The 14,926-nt window shown below is 71.5% G+C and carries 15 protein-coding genes and 1 tRNA gene; 8 read left to right on the top strand and 8 right to left on the bottom strand.

All coding sequences use genetic code 11. The annotated features are described in order from the left end of the window. Positions 1-77 precede the first annotated feature (77 nt). Positions 78-662, top strand: a complete 585-nt coding sequence (locus DEI96_RS15385) for a CDP-alcohol phosphatidyltransferase family protein (protein WP_071244104.1) — start codon at positions 78-80, stop codon at positions 660-662. An 87-nt stretch (positions 663-749) separates the two neighbouring features. Here the strand turns inward: DEI96_RS15385 and mscL are convergent, their stop codons facing one another. The 3 genes from mscL to DEI96_RS15370 all read right to left on the bottom strand — a co-directional run bounded on the left by mscL (position 750) and on the right by DEI96_RS15370 (position 2,198). Then, on the bottom strand, positions 750-1,244 hold the full coding sequence (gene mscL / locus DEI96_RS15380) for a large conductance mechanosensitive channel protein MscL (protein WP_111024330.1): 495 nt from the start codon (positions 1,242-1,244) through the stop codon (positions 750-752). A 77-nt stretch (positions 1,245-1,321) separates the two neighbouring features. Continuing rightward, complete coding sequence (locus DEI96_RS15375; RefSeq protein ID WP_111024331.1) at positions 1,322-1,612, bottom strand: FmdB family zinc ribbon protein; 291 nt, start codon at positions 1,610-1,612, stop codon at positions 1,322-1,324. Between the two features lies 1 nt (position 1,613). Beyond that, on the bottom strand, positions 1,614-2,198 hold the full coding sequence (locus tag DEI96_RS15370) for a 5-formyltetrahydrofolate cyclo-ligase (protein WP_111024332.1): 585 nt from the start codon (positions 2,196-2,198) through the stop codon (positions 1,614-1,616). A 114-nt stretch (positions 2,199-2,312) separates the two neighbouring features. Here DEI96_RS15370 and galU point away from each other — a divergent pair, with 114 nt between their 5' ends. The 5 genes from galU to DEI96_RS15345 all read left to right on the top strand — a co-directional run bounded on the left by galU (position 2,313) and on the right by DEI96_RS15345 (position 6,372). Beyond that, positions 2,313-3,203 (top strand): UTP--glucose-1-phosphate uridylyltransferase GalU, encoded by an 891-nt coding sequence (galU, locus tag DEI96_RS15365; RefSeq protein ID WP_027466560.1) that lies wholly within the window; start codon positions 2,313-2,315, stop codon positions 3,201-3,203. A gap of 87 nt (positions 3,204-3,290) precedes the next feature. Then, positions 3,291-3,950, top strand: coding sequence for a GNAT family N-acetyltransferase (locus DEI96_RS15360; RefSeq protein WP_110865431.1), 660 nt, complete (start codon positions 3,291-3,293; stop codon positions 3,948-3,950). Between the two features lie 118 nt (positions 3,951-4,068). Further along, complete coding sequence (locus DEI96_RS15355) at positions 4,069-5,181, top strand: hypothetical protein (RefSeq protein ID WP_111024333.1); 1,113 nt, start codon at positions 4,069-4,071, stop codon at positions 5,179-5,181. Positions 5,182-5,254: 73 nt separating this feature from the next. Beyond that, positions 5,255-5,330 (top strand) — tRNA-Ala (locus DEI96_RS15350). Positions 5,331-5,544: 214 nt separating this feature from the next. After that, the gene (locus DEI96_RS15345; protein ID WP_071404019.1) at positions 5,545-6,372 is read left to right on the top strand and encodes a glycoside hydrolase family 25 domain-containing protein; all 828 of its coding nucleotides are present in this window, start codon (positions 5,545-5,547) and stop codon (positions 6,370-6,372) included. 113 nt (positions 6,373-6,485) lie between these two features. Here the strand turns inward: DEI96_RS15345 and DEI96_RS15340 are convergent, their stop codons facing one another. Then, positions 6,486-6,869 carry a response regulator gene (locus DEI96_RS15340; RefSeq protein WP_071405149.1) on the bottom strand — a complete coding sequence of 128 codons (384 nt, stop codon included), beginning with the start codon at positions 6,867-6,869 and terminating at the stop codon, positions 6,486-6,488. A 105-nt stretch (positions 6,870-6,974) separates the two neighbouring features. Between DEI96_RS15340 and DEI96_RS15335 the strand changes: the two genes are divergently transcribed. Next, complete coding sequence (locus DEI96_RS15335) at positions 6,975-8,033, top strand: amidase domain-containing protein (RefSeq protein WP_258372920.1); 1,059 nt, start codon at positions 6,975-6,977, stop codon at positions 8,031-8,033. A gap of 106 nt (positions 8,034-8,139) precedes the next feature. Here the strand turns inward: DEI96_RS15335 and DEI96_RS15330 are convergent, their stop codons facing one another. From DEI96_RS15330 to DEI96_RS15315, 4 genes are all read right to left on the bottom strand, one after another. After that, on the bottom strand, positions 8,140-9,360 hold the full coding sequence (locus DEI96_RS15330) for a putative hexosyltransferase (RefSeq protein ID WP_181440565.1): 1,221 nt from the start codon (positions 9,358-9,360) through the stop codon (positions 8,140-8,142). 149 nt (positions 9,361-9,509) lie between these two features. Further along, entirely contained in the window at positions 9,510-11,390 is a 1,881-nt protein-coding gene (locus tag DEI96_RS15325) for a glycoside hydrolase family 2 protein (RefSeq protein ID WP_111024334.1), read from the bottom strand. A gap of 104 nt (positions 11,391-11,494) precedes the next feature. Beyond that, positions 11,495-11,950: a MaoC/PaaZ C-terminal domain-containing protein gene (locus DEI96_RS15320; protein WP_111024335.1), complete on the bottom strand. Its 456-nt coding sequence runs from the start codon at positions 11,948-11,950 to the stop codon at positions 11,495-11,497. Positions 11,951-11,970: 20 nt separating this feature from the next. After that, complete coding sequence (locus DEI96_RS15315; protein ID WP_284183614.1) at positions 11,971-13,443, bottom strand: CHAD domain-containing protein; 1,473 nt, start codon at positions 13,441-13,443, stop codon at positions 11,971-11,973. A 127-nt stretch (positions 13,444-13,570) separates the two neighbouring features. Between DEI96_RS15315 and DEI96_RS15310 the strand changes: the two genes are divergently transcribed. After that, positions 13,571-14,884 (top strand): phosphotransferase, encoded by a 1,314-nt coding sequence (locus DEI96_RS15310; protein WP_220039152.1) that lies wholly within the window; start codon positions 13,571-13,573, stop codon positions 14,882-14,884. The last annotated feature ends 42 nt before the right edge of the window (positions 14,885-14,926 follow it).

The following is a 14,926-nucleotide window of genomic DNA, read 5'->3' as shown; positions in this document are numbered from 1 at the left end:
GGCACCGCGACGGTGAGAACGACGACCAGCTCCGGCGCGACGTCCCCCCGCACTGGTAACCGGTAGCCTGGCCCGTGATGACTGACACCGCGCGACAGCGCCCCGACTGGCAGACCTGGCCGAACCTGATCACGCTGTTCCGCCTCGTGCTGATCCCGGTGTTCATCGGCCTCGTCGTCGCCGGCCACCCGGGGTGGGCGCTCGTCGCCCTCGTCGTGATCGGCGTGAGCGACTGGGCGGACGGCTTCATCGCCCGCAGGTTCGACCAGGGCTCCAAGCTCGGCAAGGCCATCGACCCCGTCGCCGACCGCCTGGCGATCATCGCGATCGTGCTGTCCCTGGTGCTCGTCGGCCTGCTGCCCTGGTGGGTGGTGGCCGTCGTGGTGCTCGTCGACCTGGTGCTCGTCGTCCTGTCGAGCGTGCTGTTCCACGGCAACCCGGACCTCGACGTCACGTGGACGGGCAAGATCCGCTCGGCCCTGCTGTTCGTCGGGCTGCCGGTGCTGCTGTTCTCCGCGGTGCACACCGTCGACGAGAACGCGCCGTGGGTCCGGGTCGTGGCCTTGGTGTTCGTGTACCTCGGCACGGCGGGGCACGTGCTCGCCGGTGCGCAGTACGCCGTCGCGATGTTCGCGAAGCGTCGCGCGGTCCCCGCCGCCTGACGGGCCCCCTCGCAAACGAAACCAGGTTCCGGACACAGCACCGCGGATCTCCGTGGTGTTGTGCCCGGAACCTGGTTCCGTCGCGCGTTAGAGCTTCGTCGAGCCGCCGATGCCGGGCCCCTCGGGAGCGTTCGACGGGGCGATGTGCGCCCCCGTGCTGGTCGCGCCGCCGTTCTGCGGGCGGAGCAGGTCGCGGATCTCGAGCAGCACCTCGACGTCGGTCGGGGGGACGTCCTGCGGGGTCTGCTGCTCGTCGTTCTTGACGCGCTCGAACGCCACCTTCTTCAGGTGGTTGACGGGCACGACGAGCGCGAAGTACACGACCGCGGCGACGATCACGAAGTTGATCACCGCGCCGATGACCGCACCGAAGTACATCGTCGCGTTCCCGCCGGACACGGTCGGGATGACGACGGGCAGCGCCTTGTCCAGGCTGGACGCGTTGAAGACCGCGCCGATTGCCGGATTGATCACGGCGTTGACGATCGCGTTGACGATCGCGGTGAACGCACCACCGATGACGACTGCGACGGCCAGGTCGATGACGTTGCCGCGGAGCAGGAACTCCTTGAAGCCCTTCATGCGAGGGTCTCCTTCCGGGTCGAGGACGGCCGCCGAGTGGCGACGCGCCCCAACCTATCCGGAGAGCGCAGGCCGCGTCAGGACGCGGCGGGCTTCGAGCCGCTGGGCTTCGACTCGGCCTTCTTCGCCGGCTCCGACTTCTTCGACTCGGACTTCGCGGGGGTGCTCGACGAGCCCTCGGACTTCGGGGCCGGGCGCGAGTCGGTGCGGTAGAAGCCACCGCCGTTGAAGGTCACGCCGACCGGGGAGAACACCTTGCGCAGGACGCCGCCGCAGACCGGGCACTCCGTCAGGGTGGCGTCGGAGAAGGACTGCTTGATGTCGAACGCGTTGTCGCACTCGGTGCAACGGTACGAGTAGGTGGGCACGTCAGCTCCGGAACGTGATGATGCGCGACGGCGTGATGATGCCGTCAACGGGTTCGTCGTGGGGTTCGCGCGGGACCTCGTCGAGGTACTCCGCGTCGAAGATCACAGCATAGACGGGCGGACGGTTCGCCATGGACCCGAGGGTCTTGTCGTAGTAGCCGCGCCCCCAGCCCATGCGGACGCCGTCGTGCCCGACCGCCGCCGCCGGGGCCAGGATCGCGTCGACGTCGTTGATCGCGAGCGGGGACAGGACCTCGCCGACGACCTCGGGCAGGCCGAGCAGGCTCTCGGTCTCGCTCTCGCCGTCGCCCACGGCCCAGTCGAGCAGGCCGTCCTCGCGGGTGATCGGCAGCAGCACGCGGATGCCCTGCCCGAACGCCCAGTTCAGGAACGGCCGGACGTTCGGCTCGTCCGGTGCGGACAGGTACAGGGCGAGGGACGTCACCTGGCGCTCCTCGACGAAGCGCTGCAGGGTCGCGGTCAGGGTCTCGGTGTCCGCGTCGCGTTCGGTCGTGGTCCGGGTGCGCCGCCGCTGCCGGAGTTCGGCTCGCAGGGCGCGCTTCTCGTTCCCGAGATCGGCGATCATGCGCAGGAGTCTACCGAGGGGCACGGTTGCGGCTTCCCGCCGGGAACACGCGGGGTCCCGTGTCCCCCGGAGCGACGACATGCCCTCGAAAGGGGGATCGGATACGGTCTGAGCATGGGCTTCCAGATTTCGAAGGCGGTGATCCCGGCCGCAGGGCTGGGTACCCGCTTCCTCCCCGCGACCAAGGCGATGCCGAAGGAGATGCTCCCCGTCGTCGACAAGCCGGCCATCCAGTACGTGGTGGAAGAGGCTGTCGGTGCCGGGCTGACCGACGTGCTGATGATCACCGGGCGCAACAAGAACGCGCTCGAAAACCACTTCGACCACGTGTCGGAGCTCGAGGAGACCCTCCGCAAGAAGGGCGACCACGAGAAGCTGCAGAAGGTGAACCAGTCGACGGACCTCGCCGACATGCACTACGTGCGACAGGGTGACCCGCTCGGCCTCGGCCACGCGGTGCTCCGCGCGAAGATGCACGTCGGCCGCGAGCCGTTCGCCGTGCTCCTCGGTGACGACATCATCGACGCTCGTGACCCGCTGCTCCAGCGCATGATCGAGGTCCAGGGCGAGAAGAACGCCACGATCGTGGCCCTGCTCGAGGTCCCCGAGTCGCAGACGCACCTGTACGGCATCGCCACGGTCGAGCCGACCGACACCGACGACGTGGTGAAGATCACCGGCCTCGTCGAGAAGCCCCCGCAGGGCGAAGCGCCCTCGAACCTGGCCATCATCGGCCGCTACGTCATCCGTCCCGAGGTCTTCGACGTCCTCGAGAAGCAGGAGCCGGGCAAGGGCGGCGAGATCCAGCTGACCGACGCGCTCATGAAGATGGCGAGCGCGGAAGAGTGGACCGGCGGCGTGTACGGCGTCGTGTTCCGTGGACGCCGGTACGACACCGGTGACAAACTCGACTACATCAAGGCGATCGTGCAGCTCGCCTCGGACCGCGATGACCTCGGCCCCGACCTCAAGTCGTGGCTGAAGGAGTTCAACGCGGGCGAATAGTCGGCCATCCCGCTCGGGTCCGGTGATCACGGACCCGGGCGGGACACCCCGTCCCGCACCGGGGCGGGACCCCGGAGGAACCCAGCGATGACGACGATCCCGACCCTGTCCCACGGGCGGGTCACCATCCGGCCCCTCCGGCTCCGCGACACCCGCGACCTCGACGCGGCACTCGCGACGAACCGTTCGTGGCTCCGCACCTGGGAGGCCACGAACCCCTCCGGACACGTCTCCACCGACGTCCGGGGCAGCATCCGCGCGCTCCAGGCCAACGCCCGCGCGGGACTCGGACTCCCGTTCGCGATGGAACTCGACGGCCGTTTCGTCGGGCAGCTCAACGTCTCCGGCATCTCCTACGGCTCGCTCGCGAGCGCCTCCATCGGCTACTGGGTCGTCGAGGACGCCGCTGGCCACAACGTGACGCCGATCTCCGTCGCCCTCGCCGTCGACCACTGCTTCCGCTCGCTCGGCGTGCACCGGATCGAGATCTGCATCCGGCCGGAGAACGCCCCGAGCCTGCGCGTCGTCGAGAAGCTCGGCTTCCGGTACGAGGGACTCCGTCGCCGGTACATCCACATCAACGGGGACTGGCGCGACCACTTCTGCTTCGCGCTGGTGGCCGAAGAAGTCCGCGGGGGCGTCCTCGAGCGCTGGGTGCAGGGGCAGGTGCCGCCCGGCGTGGGGGCCGTGCCGCTCGCCGCACGAGACGAGGCGGCGATGCCGCTGGACACGACGCCCCGCATCTGACGTCCCACGTCTGACGGGCCTGGAGGCGCGGCTCGCCTCCCACGGATTCCGCCCCGACACGCGCAACACGCGTCCGGCAATGACGCGGCGCGGGAACCGCCGCCCCTACCGTGTTCGCATGGCAGGAATCGGCTCGTGGGGTGGCGGCATCGTCCTGCTCGTCGCGGCCGTCCTCTGGCTCGTCTACCTGATGCCGTCGTGGGCCGCCCGCCGCCAGTACCTGGCCACGGAGCGGAACGCCATCCGGCTGCAGCAGACCCTCCGGATCCTCGCGCAGACCGCCGAGCTGCCGGACGAGGTCCGCATCGAGATGAACGCGAAGTCCCTCGCCCAGGCGCAGCGCGTCGCCCGGTCCGAAGAGGCCAAGCGCACCGCCATCGTCCGAGCCCACGAAGCCGCGCGGCAGCGTGAGATCACCCGCCGCCTGGCCGAGCAGGCACCGGTGCTCGAGCGGGCGTCCGCCGTGCCGGCCCTGACCGCGATGCGCATGCGCCGTTCCCGGCTCGGAGCGACCCTGTTCGGCACGCTCGGCGTCGTCATCGCCCTCGTGGTCTTCGTCACGGCACCGTCACTCTGGCTCGTCGGTGTCGCCGGACTCGTCGCCGCCGGTGGGTCCGCAGCGGTCCTGGCCCAGCTGCACCAGGTGGCGACGGCGCGGAAGCAGCGTCTCGCGGCCGCCGAGACGGGCGCGACCCGCGCCTCCCGGCCGTCCACCGCCTGGACGGACCCGGCGCCGCCCCTGTCGACCGAGCAGCCTGCCGAGCCTGCAGCAGACCGCTCCTGGACCCCGAACCACGTGCCGAAGCCCCTCTACGTGGAGCGGCCGGCCGCTCCGGCCGCGTCGCCCGAGTCGTCGGCGGAACTCGCTGCCCGCCTGAAGGAGCGCGTCGCCGCGGCCAAGGCGGAAGCCGAGGCCGAAGCGGCCGCGATCCGCGCCGGGGAGTCCGACCCGTCGCTGGCGCGGGTGTCGCGGATGCGACCCGAACTCGAAGAGGCTGCGGCGTCGCTGTCCGCGCACGACCAGGGGCGTCTGGCCGAACGGCTCGGGCTCCGGGCCCCCGCGGCCCCCGCTGCGTCGGCCGGCGTTGCTCCTGCTGCTCCTGCCGCTCCTGCTCCCGCCGACGAGCCCGCCGGGCCGCCGAGCAAGTGGGCCGGCATGGGTGTCCTCGACGACGACGCCTACCAGCAGGCCGACCTCGACGCGATCATGCGACGGCGCCGCGCGGTCTGACCCGCGGCACGCCCGAAGGCCCACCTGCGATTTCGGCTGGGCCGAACGAGGGTGCTAGTGTGGTCGAGCACTTGGGGCTATGGCGCAGTTGGTAGCGCGTCTCGTTCGCAATGAGAAGGTCAGGGGTTCGAATCCCCTTAGCTCCACCAGGTAGCAACCACGAGAACGGCCCGGAACCCACAGGTTCCGGGCCGTTCTGTCGTTGGCGGTCGTGTGGAGGGGATCGTCCTCCACAGGCCGAACCAGGTGGATCGTTCGGCACAGTTCACGGACAGGGGTGGTGTGTTGTCCAACGCACCGCCCTAGACTCCCCGTGCGCCGGTGGGGCGCGGCCGACCGGTTCGGCCCGATCAGGGGGAGAGCATGTTCCGTATCAGTCGTCTCGTCGCGACCATCGCGACCACGGTGGTGGTGGCCGCCGGCATCGCCGTCGCCGGCCCGTCGTCGGGTGCATCCGCAGCGGTCACGCCGCTGGGTGTCGACATCTCCTGGCCGCAGTGCGGCAGCCAGGTGCCGACCGACCAGGCGTTCGGCATCGTGGGCGTCAACGAGTCCCTCGGCAACACCACGAACCCGTGCCTCGCCGAACAGCTCGCCTGGTCGGCGAAGTCCGTCGGGGGTTCGGCCCAACCGAAGACGCAGCTGTACGCGCTGTTCGCCAACCCGGGCCTCAAGGCGTCGGTCTGGCCCACGTCGAACCGGTACCAGAACACGGTGCCCACCAACCCGTTCGGCAAGTGCGTGACCAAGGGCGGCAAGAAGCAGGTCACCCTGGCGTGCTCGTTCATGTACGGCTACGCCCGTGGGTACGACGACGTCCAGAGCCGTGGCGTCCCGAACCCGTCCGCCTACCGCTGGTGGATCGACGTCGAGACGGGTCTGTCCTACCAGCGCGACACCGCCCAGAACCGGGCGGCGATGCAGGGCATGATCGTCGGGCTCAAGACCGCCGGCGTGAAGCGGATCGGCCTCTACTCGACCACTTCGCAGTGGAAGACCATCGCCGGCACGGTCAAGTCGAACAGCCCGCTCTACGGCCGGTCGAACTGGATCGCGCTCGGCAAGAGCACGGTCACCAAGGCGCGCAAGGCCTGCTCCGGCACCCCGTTGCCCGGTGGCACCATCGCGATGGTCCAGGTCGTGGTGCCCTACGGGTCCGGCAGCATCGACCGCAACGTCTCCTGCACGTGATCGCACTGCCGTGACGTCGTGACGTCGTGATAGACGGGAGGCCCGGTGCCAGCTGGCACCGGGCCTCCCGTCCGTCTGCGGGTCGCGTCGGACCCGGCCCCGACGTCGACGTGTCAGCCGGCGATGCTCTCCGTCAGCACGCCGGACTGCGCGAAGGTGGTGTGGATCGCGTTCGCGGCCTGCTCGAAAGCACGGTTGCCGCGCGAGATGCCGAGCGCTCCACCCTTGATCGCGGACTTGCCCGAGCCGCGCAGCAGTCGGGCGACCGTGCGGCCGTCCGGGGCGATCATGATCTGCACGTCGAGGCGGGTGTGGAACGTGCGGTCGTTCGCCATGCCGCCGATGAGGAGCGTCAGGCCGAGGCTGCCGCGGGTCGCACGGAGTGCCCCCTGCTCGGCGTCGTCGACGGTGTAGCCCTCGCGTGACAGCGCCTCACGCACCTGGGCACGGGCGGTCTCGGGGTCGGTGGCGACGAAGAAGTCGTGGCTCTCGGGCATGTGTGTTCCTTCCGAACGGCTCCGCTGGGACACGGAGGACGCTCGCCCCCGAAGACGATCATGCCGTGTCGGAACGACGGAGGTGTCGCTTACGCTGGTCGTGTCATGACTGCCTCGATGAACCGCCGCGCACTCCTGTCCCTCGCCGGCGTCGCCGGGATCGGGCTCGCCGTCGCGGCGTGCTCTTCCGGCAGCGACAAGGGCGGCGACTCGGGCAAGGGCTCGGGCGGCGGGCGTGGGAGCTCCGGGGGTGGGGACGCATCGTCCACCCCGACGGCGAAGTCCGTCGCGAAGGCCGTCACTCCGGCGCAGGTCCCGCTCGCCGGTGGCGTCACGATCACCGTGACGGGGACCGGACTCGCCGCCGTCAAGGGCGTCACCGTCGGCGGTGTTGCTGCGCGCGACGTCACGGCGACCGCGTCGAAGGTGACCTTCACGGCCCCGCACCAGGCGATGTACACGGCCGGTGACGCCGACGTCGCGCTCTTCACCTCGGTGATCGAGCCCACCGCGTCGGCGAACCAGTCCTCTGACGGCAACGGCAGCGCCGCGAACGACGGGCAGAGCGGCGCCACCCAGGACACCGCGACGACCACGCCGACCCCGACCGCCGCCGCGACGCCCGCTGCGGGCAGCGCGGTCGCCTCGACCACCCTGGCCTACGCCGCACTGACCGACGTCGACCGGCAGCTCGCCTACGCGATGCGGTACTGGAAGGACTACAACCTCGCCGAGTACGGCACAATGAACCCGATCGGCGGCGACTGCGCGAACTACGTCAGCCAGACGCTCATCGCCCGCGGGTGGGAGCAGCGGTCCGACTGGTACAACCGCGCGGCCGGTGCCGAGCACAGTGCGACGTGGACCTACTGCCCGACGATGGACCCGTGGCTCGAGACCAACGCGGCGGAGTTCGGGCTCACCCGGCGGTCGTCGGACGAGCGCGACAAGGTGCAGGTCGGCGACATCGTGTTCTTCGACTGGAACGCAAACGGGTCACCGGACCACACCACCATCGTGTCCGAGGTCTTCACCGAACCCGACGGCACCATCCGCATCAAGTCGGCGAGCCACAACCAGGACGGCCCCTACCGCGACCTCGACGAGATGATCACGGTGCAGCACCCCGGCGGATCGGCCTGGTTCCACACGTTCGACGCGTAGCGCTGTCGCGGCCCGCAAGACACCGGTGTTCGCACTTCGCACCGCGGTCTGCGCGTGTTCAACCGGCGAACACCGGTGTTTTGCAGCGCCGACTGACCAGCGCCGCTCACGGGTACCCGAGGAACCACAGCAGCACGACCGCGACCGGCTGCAGGCACACCCCGACGATCAGCCACGTCACCGCCCGCCGCCGTGTCCCCACGAAGACGTCCGAGCCGAGCAGCGGCGCCATCGGCATGAGCAACCGCGGCAACGACTGCTGCGGCAGGAACACCGCCACCAGGTACAGCCCGTAGGAGGCCGTGAACGCGAGCACGTCGGTACCCAGGGCCCTGGTGCTCCTGCGTGAGAAGAACCACACCGCGGCGGCGAGCACCACGACGACGAGCACGATGCCGAGCGGCCCGAGCCACGTCGACGCCATCGTGAACCACGGCGTCAGCGGCGCGAAGTGCTGCCGGCCGACGAACCCCACCCACCACGACAGCTCGGTGTCCAGGTACGCGTTCGGTCGCCCGGTCATGGCCGTCGCGACGACGGGCCACGCCAGTCCGGCAGCCGCGACGACCAGGCCGGTCACCACGATCGCGATCCGGTCGCGCCACGGGAACGCGTCCTGCTGCCGGCGCCACGCCACCCACCGCAAGACCAGGTGCACGGCCAGTGCCAGCGCCAGCGCGAGGACCCCGGGCTTCGTGAACGCCGCCACGACACCGAGCGGCGCAATCAGCCAGTACCGTCGCCGGACCAGGGCGAGCAGGGCACCGAACAGCATCACGAGCAGCAGGCTCTCCGCGTAGGCGACCTGCAGCAGGAACCCCGTCGGCGCGAACGCGAACAGGGCCGTCGCCCAGCGGGCCCGGTGCGAGCAGCCGACGGCGAGCACCAGCCGGTACAGCAGCACGCAGGCGCCCGCTCCGGCGATCGACGCCACCACGACCCCGGCGACCCAGAACGAGGCGCCGGTCAGCGTCATCACGACCCGCACCACCGCGGGGAACACGGGCAGGAACGCCCACGCGTTCGGCAGGACGTGCCCGGAGTCGTCGACCGGCAGTGTTGCCGGGTACCCGTGCTCGGCGATGGTCCGGTAGAACGAGGCGTCCCACGAGCCCGAGAACGTGAAGAACGAGGGGTCCTGTCGGTACGAGGCGAACGGCCAGCCGTTCGCGGTCGCCAGCAGGTACACGGTCGCCAGCAGCACCGTGCTGACGACCCGCGAGCCCGCCCAGATCAGCAGCGGTGCGGTCCAGGCGCTGCGCCGCTCGGTCAGCAGGCTGCGGAACCCCCGCCTGGAGGCCCGGCTCGCTTCCGCCACGCTCGTCACCCGCCCGATCCTCCCAGATCGCAGGCCGCGCCCCGCATCGCGGGCAGCCACCGCCCGGCGCGAGCCAACCCGTGTGCATCGTGAGCAGGAATGGTCGGGTCCGCCTGCCGGACCCGACCATTCCTGCTCACGAAGTGCGGGCCTCCCGGCTAGCGCCCCGTGACCGCGCGACGGATCTGCTCGATCGGGACCTTCGGGGAGCGGTCTGCGTTGAGCAGGCCGTTCGTCTCCTGCATGGTGTCGGTGAGCTGCGTGTAGCAGGACCCGGCGAGGAACGAGCTCGCGCGGATCGCGTCGTACAGCGCGGTGATGCGGGCGACCCAGTCGTCGCCGTCAGTGGCCGACGTGTACCCCCAGCCGTCCTCACGCTGGACGCCCGGCTGGTAGTTCACGCCGCCGAACTCGGTGAGCATGACCGGCTGGCCGAGGTCCTCGGCGCCGCCGACCAGGATGCGGCGGTCCGCCGGGCCGATGCCACCGAGCAGCCGGATCCGTGCGGTCTCGTCCGCGTAGGTGGCCGCGAGCCGGGGCCCGTCGCCCTCGTAGTCGTGGATCGTGACGATGTCGGAGTTCGTGTGCTCCCACCCGTCGTTCGAGATCACCGGACGCGTCGGGTCCAACGCCCGCGTGACGTCCGCGAGGGCCCGGGCGTAGGCCTGCTGGGCCGGGTCGGTGGCGATGTGCTGCACACCCCAGCTCTCGTTGGCGGGCACCCACGTGACGATCGACGGGTGCGAGGCGTCACGCTCGACGGCGTCCATCCACTCACGCATCAGACGCTGCACGGCGCGGGGGGAGAACGCGTAGGCGCCGGGGGCCTCGCCCCACACCAGGAGTCCGAGCCGGTCGGCCCAGTACAGGAACCGCGGGTCCTCGATCTTCTGGTGGTTGCGGGCCGCGTTGAAGCCGAGCTCCTTGATGAGTTCGACCTCGCGGCGGAGTGCCTGGCGGGACGGGGCGGCGATGTGCGACTCGGGCCAGTAGCCCTGGTTCAGGACGCTGCGGACGTCGTGGCGTCGGCCGTTGAGCAGGAACGCGCCGCCGTCGACCCCGACCGTCCGGATCCCGAAGTAGCTGGCGACGGCGTCGAGCGCGCCCGTGCCCACCGTCGTGCCGTTGCCGGAGCGCGGCAGCAGCGTGACCGTGGCGTCGATCAGCCGGGGCGTGTCCGGCGTCCAGTGCAGCTCGTCCTCGGCCTGCCCGTTCGTCTGCCGCGCGATCGGCACGACCACGTCGAACTCGTCCCCGGTCTCGCCGACGGTGGTCTCGATCGTGGCGAGGTGCTCGTCGCGGTCGTCCCAGCGGGCCTCGACGCGCAGGCGCTCGCCGCCGGTGCGGTGACCGTCGAGCCGGACGGTCAGCCGCATGGTCGCGTGGTCGACGTTCGTCCAGCGCAGGGACGCGATCGAGGCGGTCGGCACGGCCTCGAGCCAGACCGTCTGCCAGATCCCGGTGGTCCGGCGGTACCAGATCGCGTGCGGGTCCTCGTGCCAGTCCTGCTTGCCGCGCGGCTGGGTCAGGTCGTGCGGGTCGTCCTCGGCGCGGACCACCAGGGTGTGCACGGCGTCGGGGTCCGTGGTCAGCGCCTCGGTGACGTCGAAGGAGAACGGGGTGTGGCCGCCCTCGTGCCCGCCGATGAACTGCCCGTCGATCCAGACGCGGGCGCGGTGGTCGACGGCGCCGAAGTGCAGCACGAGCCGGGGCGCGCCGGTGCCGAACCCGGCGGCGTCGAGCTCGGAGCGAGTGATCGCGCGGGAGTACCAGACCACCGGGTGGAATCCGGGCTCGTCGATGCCCGAGGCCGGGGACTCGGGCGGGAACGGGACGACGATGTCCCGGGCGTCGGTGAAGCCGGTGCGCCAGGCGTCGTCGTCGCCGTCGTTCCGGAACGACCACGTGCCGTCGAGGTCGGCCCAGGCGGTGCGGAGCATCTGCGGCCGGGGGTACGTGCCGTCCTGCCGCGAAGCGAGGGGGAGGCCGGGGGCGGAAGCGGAGTCAGGTGCGGCCACGATGCCGTCGAGCGTGCTCATGCGTCCATGCTCCCGTGCGGGTACATCGTTGTAAAGGGCTCGTTGTGAACAGGGAGCCGGGATCGCGTGGAGCAGGTTCCGCGGGGCGCTCGTCGAGCGGTCGCTCAGCCGATCGCGGCGTCGCGCGTGAGCACCATGACGTCCATCCGTCCCTGCTGGACGACCACGCCGTGCTGGTTCCGCAGGGCCACCGCTCGTTCGACGATCCCGGTCGTTCCCGAGCTCGTCAGCCGGGTGCCGAGGACCTCGACGGTGCAGGTCACGGTGTCGCCGATGAACACGGGCTCGGTGAACCGCCACTGGTCGATCCCGAGCAGTGCCACCGCGGACCCCTCGAAGACGCCCGTGCGCGCGATGAGCCCGAGGCACAGCGAGGTGCCGAGCAACCCGTGCACGATCCGCTGCCCGTACCGGGTCTTCCCCGCGAACTCGACGTCCGTGTGCACCTGGTTGTTGTCGTTCGTCCACGAGGCGAACGACACCACGTCCGCCTCGGTGATGGTGCGCCCCGGCGTCGTGAAGGTCTGTCCGGCAGCGAGGTCCTCGAAGTAGTGCGGCACGGCCCGATTCTCGCACCCGGTCAGAGCCGCGCGAGCAGCTTCCGCGATCGGTGCAGGCCCTGCGTGCTGGCCGCCTGCTCGGTCGTCGCCAGGACGCCGTACCCGAACGTGTCCTGGCCGTGCTGCGCTGCCACGGCGGCCAGCCGTCGGTACGCATCGGCTGCGTGTGCGGCGTCGAGCGTCTCGCCGAGGGTCTCCTGCACCCGTCGCAGTCGACCGAGTCGGCGCTTCCCGACGTCGGGCACGTCACCGGCCGCCTGCAGGGCGTAGCGCAACCGGCGCGCGGCCTTCCGGACCTCGTGCAGGGTGTCGAGGTCATCGCTGGGATCACCCAGCAGCCGACCGACGCGTGCCCGCTCGTGCCGGATGCGCCCGGTGGCGAACGCGGCCGCATCGTCGTCCGCGTGCGGGCCGGCCGGCGCGCGCAGCAGCAGGTCGTCGAGGGCGTCGAGCGTCCGGAACCAGGCATCGGAACGCAGCGCTCGCCGGAGTTCGGCCGCAGCGACGCTGCGACGTTCCGCGGTCTCTGAAGCGATGCGGTCCAGGGTCTCGGCGTCCACGTACCCGTCGGGGGCGTGTGCCGCCGACCGGGACAGGCCGGCGTGCAGCACCTCGGCGTCGCGAGCGGTCCCGGCGATCCGTCCGGTCTCGGCCAGGGCGGCACGGAGTTCCTCGGTCGCCTGACGGTCGAGCGCGCCGCGGAACGCCGCGAGCACGCTCCGCAGGCGGCGCAGCACCTTCCGCAGGTCGTGCACGGCCTCGGGCTCGTCGGCTCGTACCCGGGGGTCCGCCGCGACGAGGTCACGCCGCAGGGCATCGAGCACCCGCAGGACGAACCCGGCGGCGGTGTCCGGCCGGGGGCGCTTCACTCGGCCGCGTCGCCGTTCCGGGGCGGGCTCGGGGCCGCGGGGGAGCGGAACCGACGAGACGTCCACGGGATCGGTCGCCGCGTCGTGCAGCGCTCGTTCGGCCGCTCGTGCCGTGGCGCCGTCGCGTCCGTCGTCCGTCAGCGCCCACCACCGCGACGACCGCAGCACGGTGGTGTCCGGGTCACCGTCGTCCACGCGCACGTCGGCGACCTCGGCCCGCACCCGGCCGTCCCTGCCCCGGAGGGTCACGAGCGTCGTGGCGGTGTCACGGACCAGGACGGTCCGCAGCGGACGACCACGCAGGAACACCTCGACGGCATCCCGTGGTGGATCGTCGGACGCGCAGTCGAGCGGTTCCAGGCCGACCCCGTGGGCACCCCGGTCGATCGTCCAGGTGTCGTCCGGCAAGCGTGTGAGCACGACGCCCTCGGCAGCGAGCACCCGGTCGTCGGAGTCCCACACCGTCTCGCGCACGGTCACCGCTCCGTGGCGGCGGACGTCGGCGGCGAACGGCTCGAGTGCGGGGAGCTTGCGGTCGTCGAGGATCCGCCAGGTCCGGCGGGGGTCGGGGAGTGCACGTGCAGCGTCAGCGGCGGGGGCGGGAGCAGCAGCGGATCGGGGCATGCCGCAAGTGTCGTCCGACGCACCCGTGTCAGACCGGGGGCAGCGGGTTCTGTGGACAGAGCCCTGCCCGGCCCGTCCTGTGGGGGACTCGGCACCTCGCCAGGCCCCGGCGCGTAGGTTCCGCTGCATGAGCGACGGAGCACCCAGCGCCCCCGACACCCGCGCGGACACAAGCGCAGACACCAGCGCCCCCGACACCAGCACGCCGAGCGACCGCGACCTCGAGTCCTGGATCGCCGACCGCCGCTGGTACGCCTCGAAGGGGTCCGTGCCACGCCTCCGGACGATCTCGACCGCCGACGGGACCCGGCTGGTGCTCGACGAGGCTCCCGCGGTCCCCGTCCTCTACCAGTCACCGATCACCAGCGACCCCGACGGCGCGCTCGTCGACGCCACCACCGACCTCGCGTGGGTGTCGGCACTCGCCGCACGCATCGACGCGGCACCGGACAGCCTCAGCCCGATCGGTCGGGTCACCGCGGCCCGCGTCCTGACGGGTGAGCAGTCCAACACGTCGGTCATCTGCGACACCGAGTCCGGCGACCGCGTGATCATCAAGGTCTTCCGCGTGCTGCACCACGGCGACAACCCCGACGTGACCACGCAGCTCGCCCTCACGGCGGCGGGCAGCACGCGCGTGCCGCGGGTCTACGGCGCCCTCCGCGCCGACTGGCCCGACGTCGGACGCCCGGACGGCACGGCGACGGGCCACCTCGCCTTCGCCCAGGAGTTCCTCCCCGGGCTCGACGACGCCTGGCGCGTCGCCCTGCAGGAGGCGCAGGCCGGCACCCCGTTCGGTGACCGCGCCGAGCAGCTCGGCACCGCGCTCGCCGACGTGCACCGCACCCTCGCCGGAGCGCTGCCGACGGAACCGGCAGACGCACCCCGACGGGACGCCGCCGTCGCGACGATGCACGCCCGACTCGACACCGCCGCCCGCGAGGCCCCGGCCGTCGCCGACCACGTCGACGCCGTCCGCGCGGTCTACGCCCGTGCCGCCGACGCGACGTGGCCGGACCTGCAGCGCATCCACGGTGACCTGCACCTCGGACAGGTCCTGTCGGCACCGGATCCCCGTGGCTGGGTCTTCCTGGACTTCGAGGGCGAACCCCTCCGCCCCCTCGACGAACGCTCGCTGCCGGACGTCACCCTGCGCGACGTCGCGGGCATGCTCCGCTCGTTCGACTACGTCGCGGGTGCGCTGGCGCACGACGCCGAACCGGTCGACGCGGCCGCCTGGGCGGCCGAGGCGCGGGCACGCTTCCTCGAGGGCTACCGGCGGGGCACCGGCGCGGACCTCGCCGCCCACAGCGCACTGCTCGACGCCTTCGAGCTCGACAAGGCGGTCTACGAGGTCGTCTACGAGACCCGCAACCGACCCGACTGGGTCGGCATCCCGCTCGCGGCCGTCGCGCGCCTGGTCGGCGACAGCGGGTCCTGACCGCGACCCACGAACGGACGGGAGGCCCGTGGCGACACCGCC

Origin of the sequence: Curtobacterium sp. MCLR17_031 (assembly GCF_003234775.2) — a bacterium.
In the GTDB taxonomy this organism is placed as follows: domain Bacteria; phylum Actinomycetota; class Actinomycetes; order Actinomycetales; family Microbacteriaceae; genus Curtobacterium; species Curtobacterium flaccumfaciens.
The sequence above is the reverse complement of the archived record's forward strand: the minus strand, read 5'-3'. Positions and strand labels throughout refer to the sequence as shown.

Coding starts and splice junctions, on each gene's coding strand:
- DEI96_RS15340 (WP_071405149.1), bottom strand. CDS start 6,869: ATGCCCGAGAGCCACGACTTCTTCGTCGCCACCGACCCCGAGACCGCC.
- DEI96_RS15370 (WP_111024332.1), bottom strand. CDS start 2,198: ATGATCGCCGATCTCGGGAACGAGAAGCGCGCCCTGCGAGCCGAACTC.
- DEI96_RS15385 (WP_071244104.1), top strand. CDS start 78: ATGACTGACACCGCGCGACAGCGCCCCGACTGGCAGACCTGGCCGAAC.
- DEI96_RS15310 (WP_220039152.1), top strand. CDS start 13,571: ATGAGCGACGGAGCACCCAGCGCCCCCGACACCCGCGCGGACACAAGC.
- DEI96_RS15325 (WP_111024334.1), bottom strand. CDS start 11,390: ATGAGCACGCTCGACGGCATCGTGGCCGCACCTGACTCCGCTTCCGCC.
- mscL (WP_111024330.1), bottom strand. CDS start 1,244: ATGAAGGGCTTCAAGGAGTTCCTGCTCCGCGGCAACGTCATCGACCTG.
- DEI96_RS15360 (WP_110865431.1), top strand. CDS start 3,291: ATGACGACGATCCCGACCCTGTCCCACGGGCGGGTCACCATCCGGCCC.
- DEI96_RS15335 (WP_258372920.1), top strand. CDS start 6,975: ATGACTGCCTCGATGAACCGCCGCGCACTCCTGTCCCTCGCCGGCGTC.
- DEI96_RS15345 (WP_071404019.1), top strand. CDS start 5,545: ATGTTCCGTATCAGTCGTCTCGTCGCGACCATCGCGACCACGGTGGTG.
- galU (WP_027466560.1), top strand. CDS start 2,313: ATGGGCTTCCAGATTTCGAAGGCGGTGATCCCGGCCGCAGGGCTGGGT.
- DEI96_RS15315 (WP_284183614.1), bottom strand. CDS start 13,443: ATGCCCCGATCCGCTGCTGCTCCCGCCCCCGCCGCTGACGCTGCACGT.
- DEI96_RS15355 (WP_111024333.1), top strand. CDS start 4,069: ATGGCAGGAATCGGCTCGTGGGGTGGCGGCATCGTCCTGCTCGTCGCG.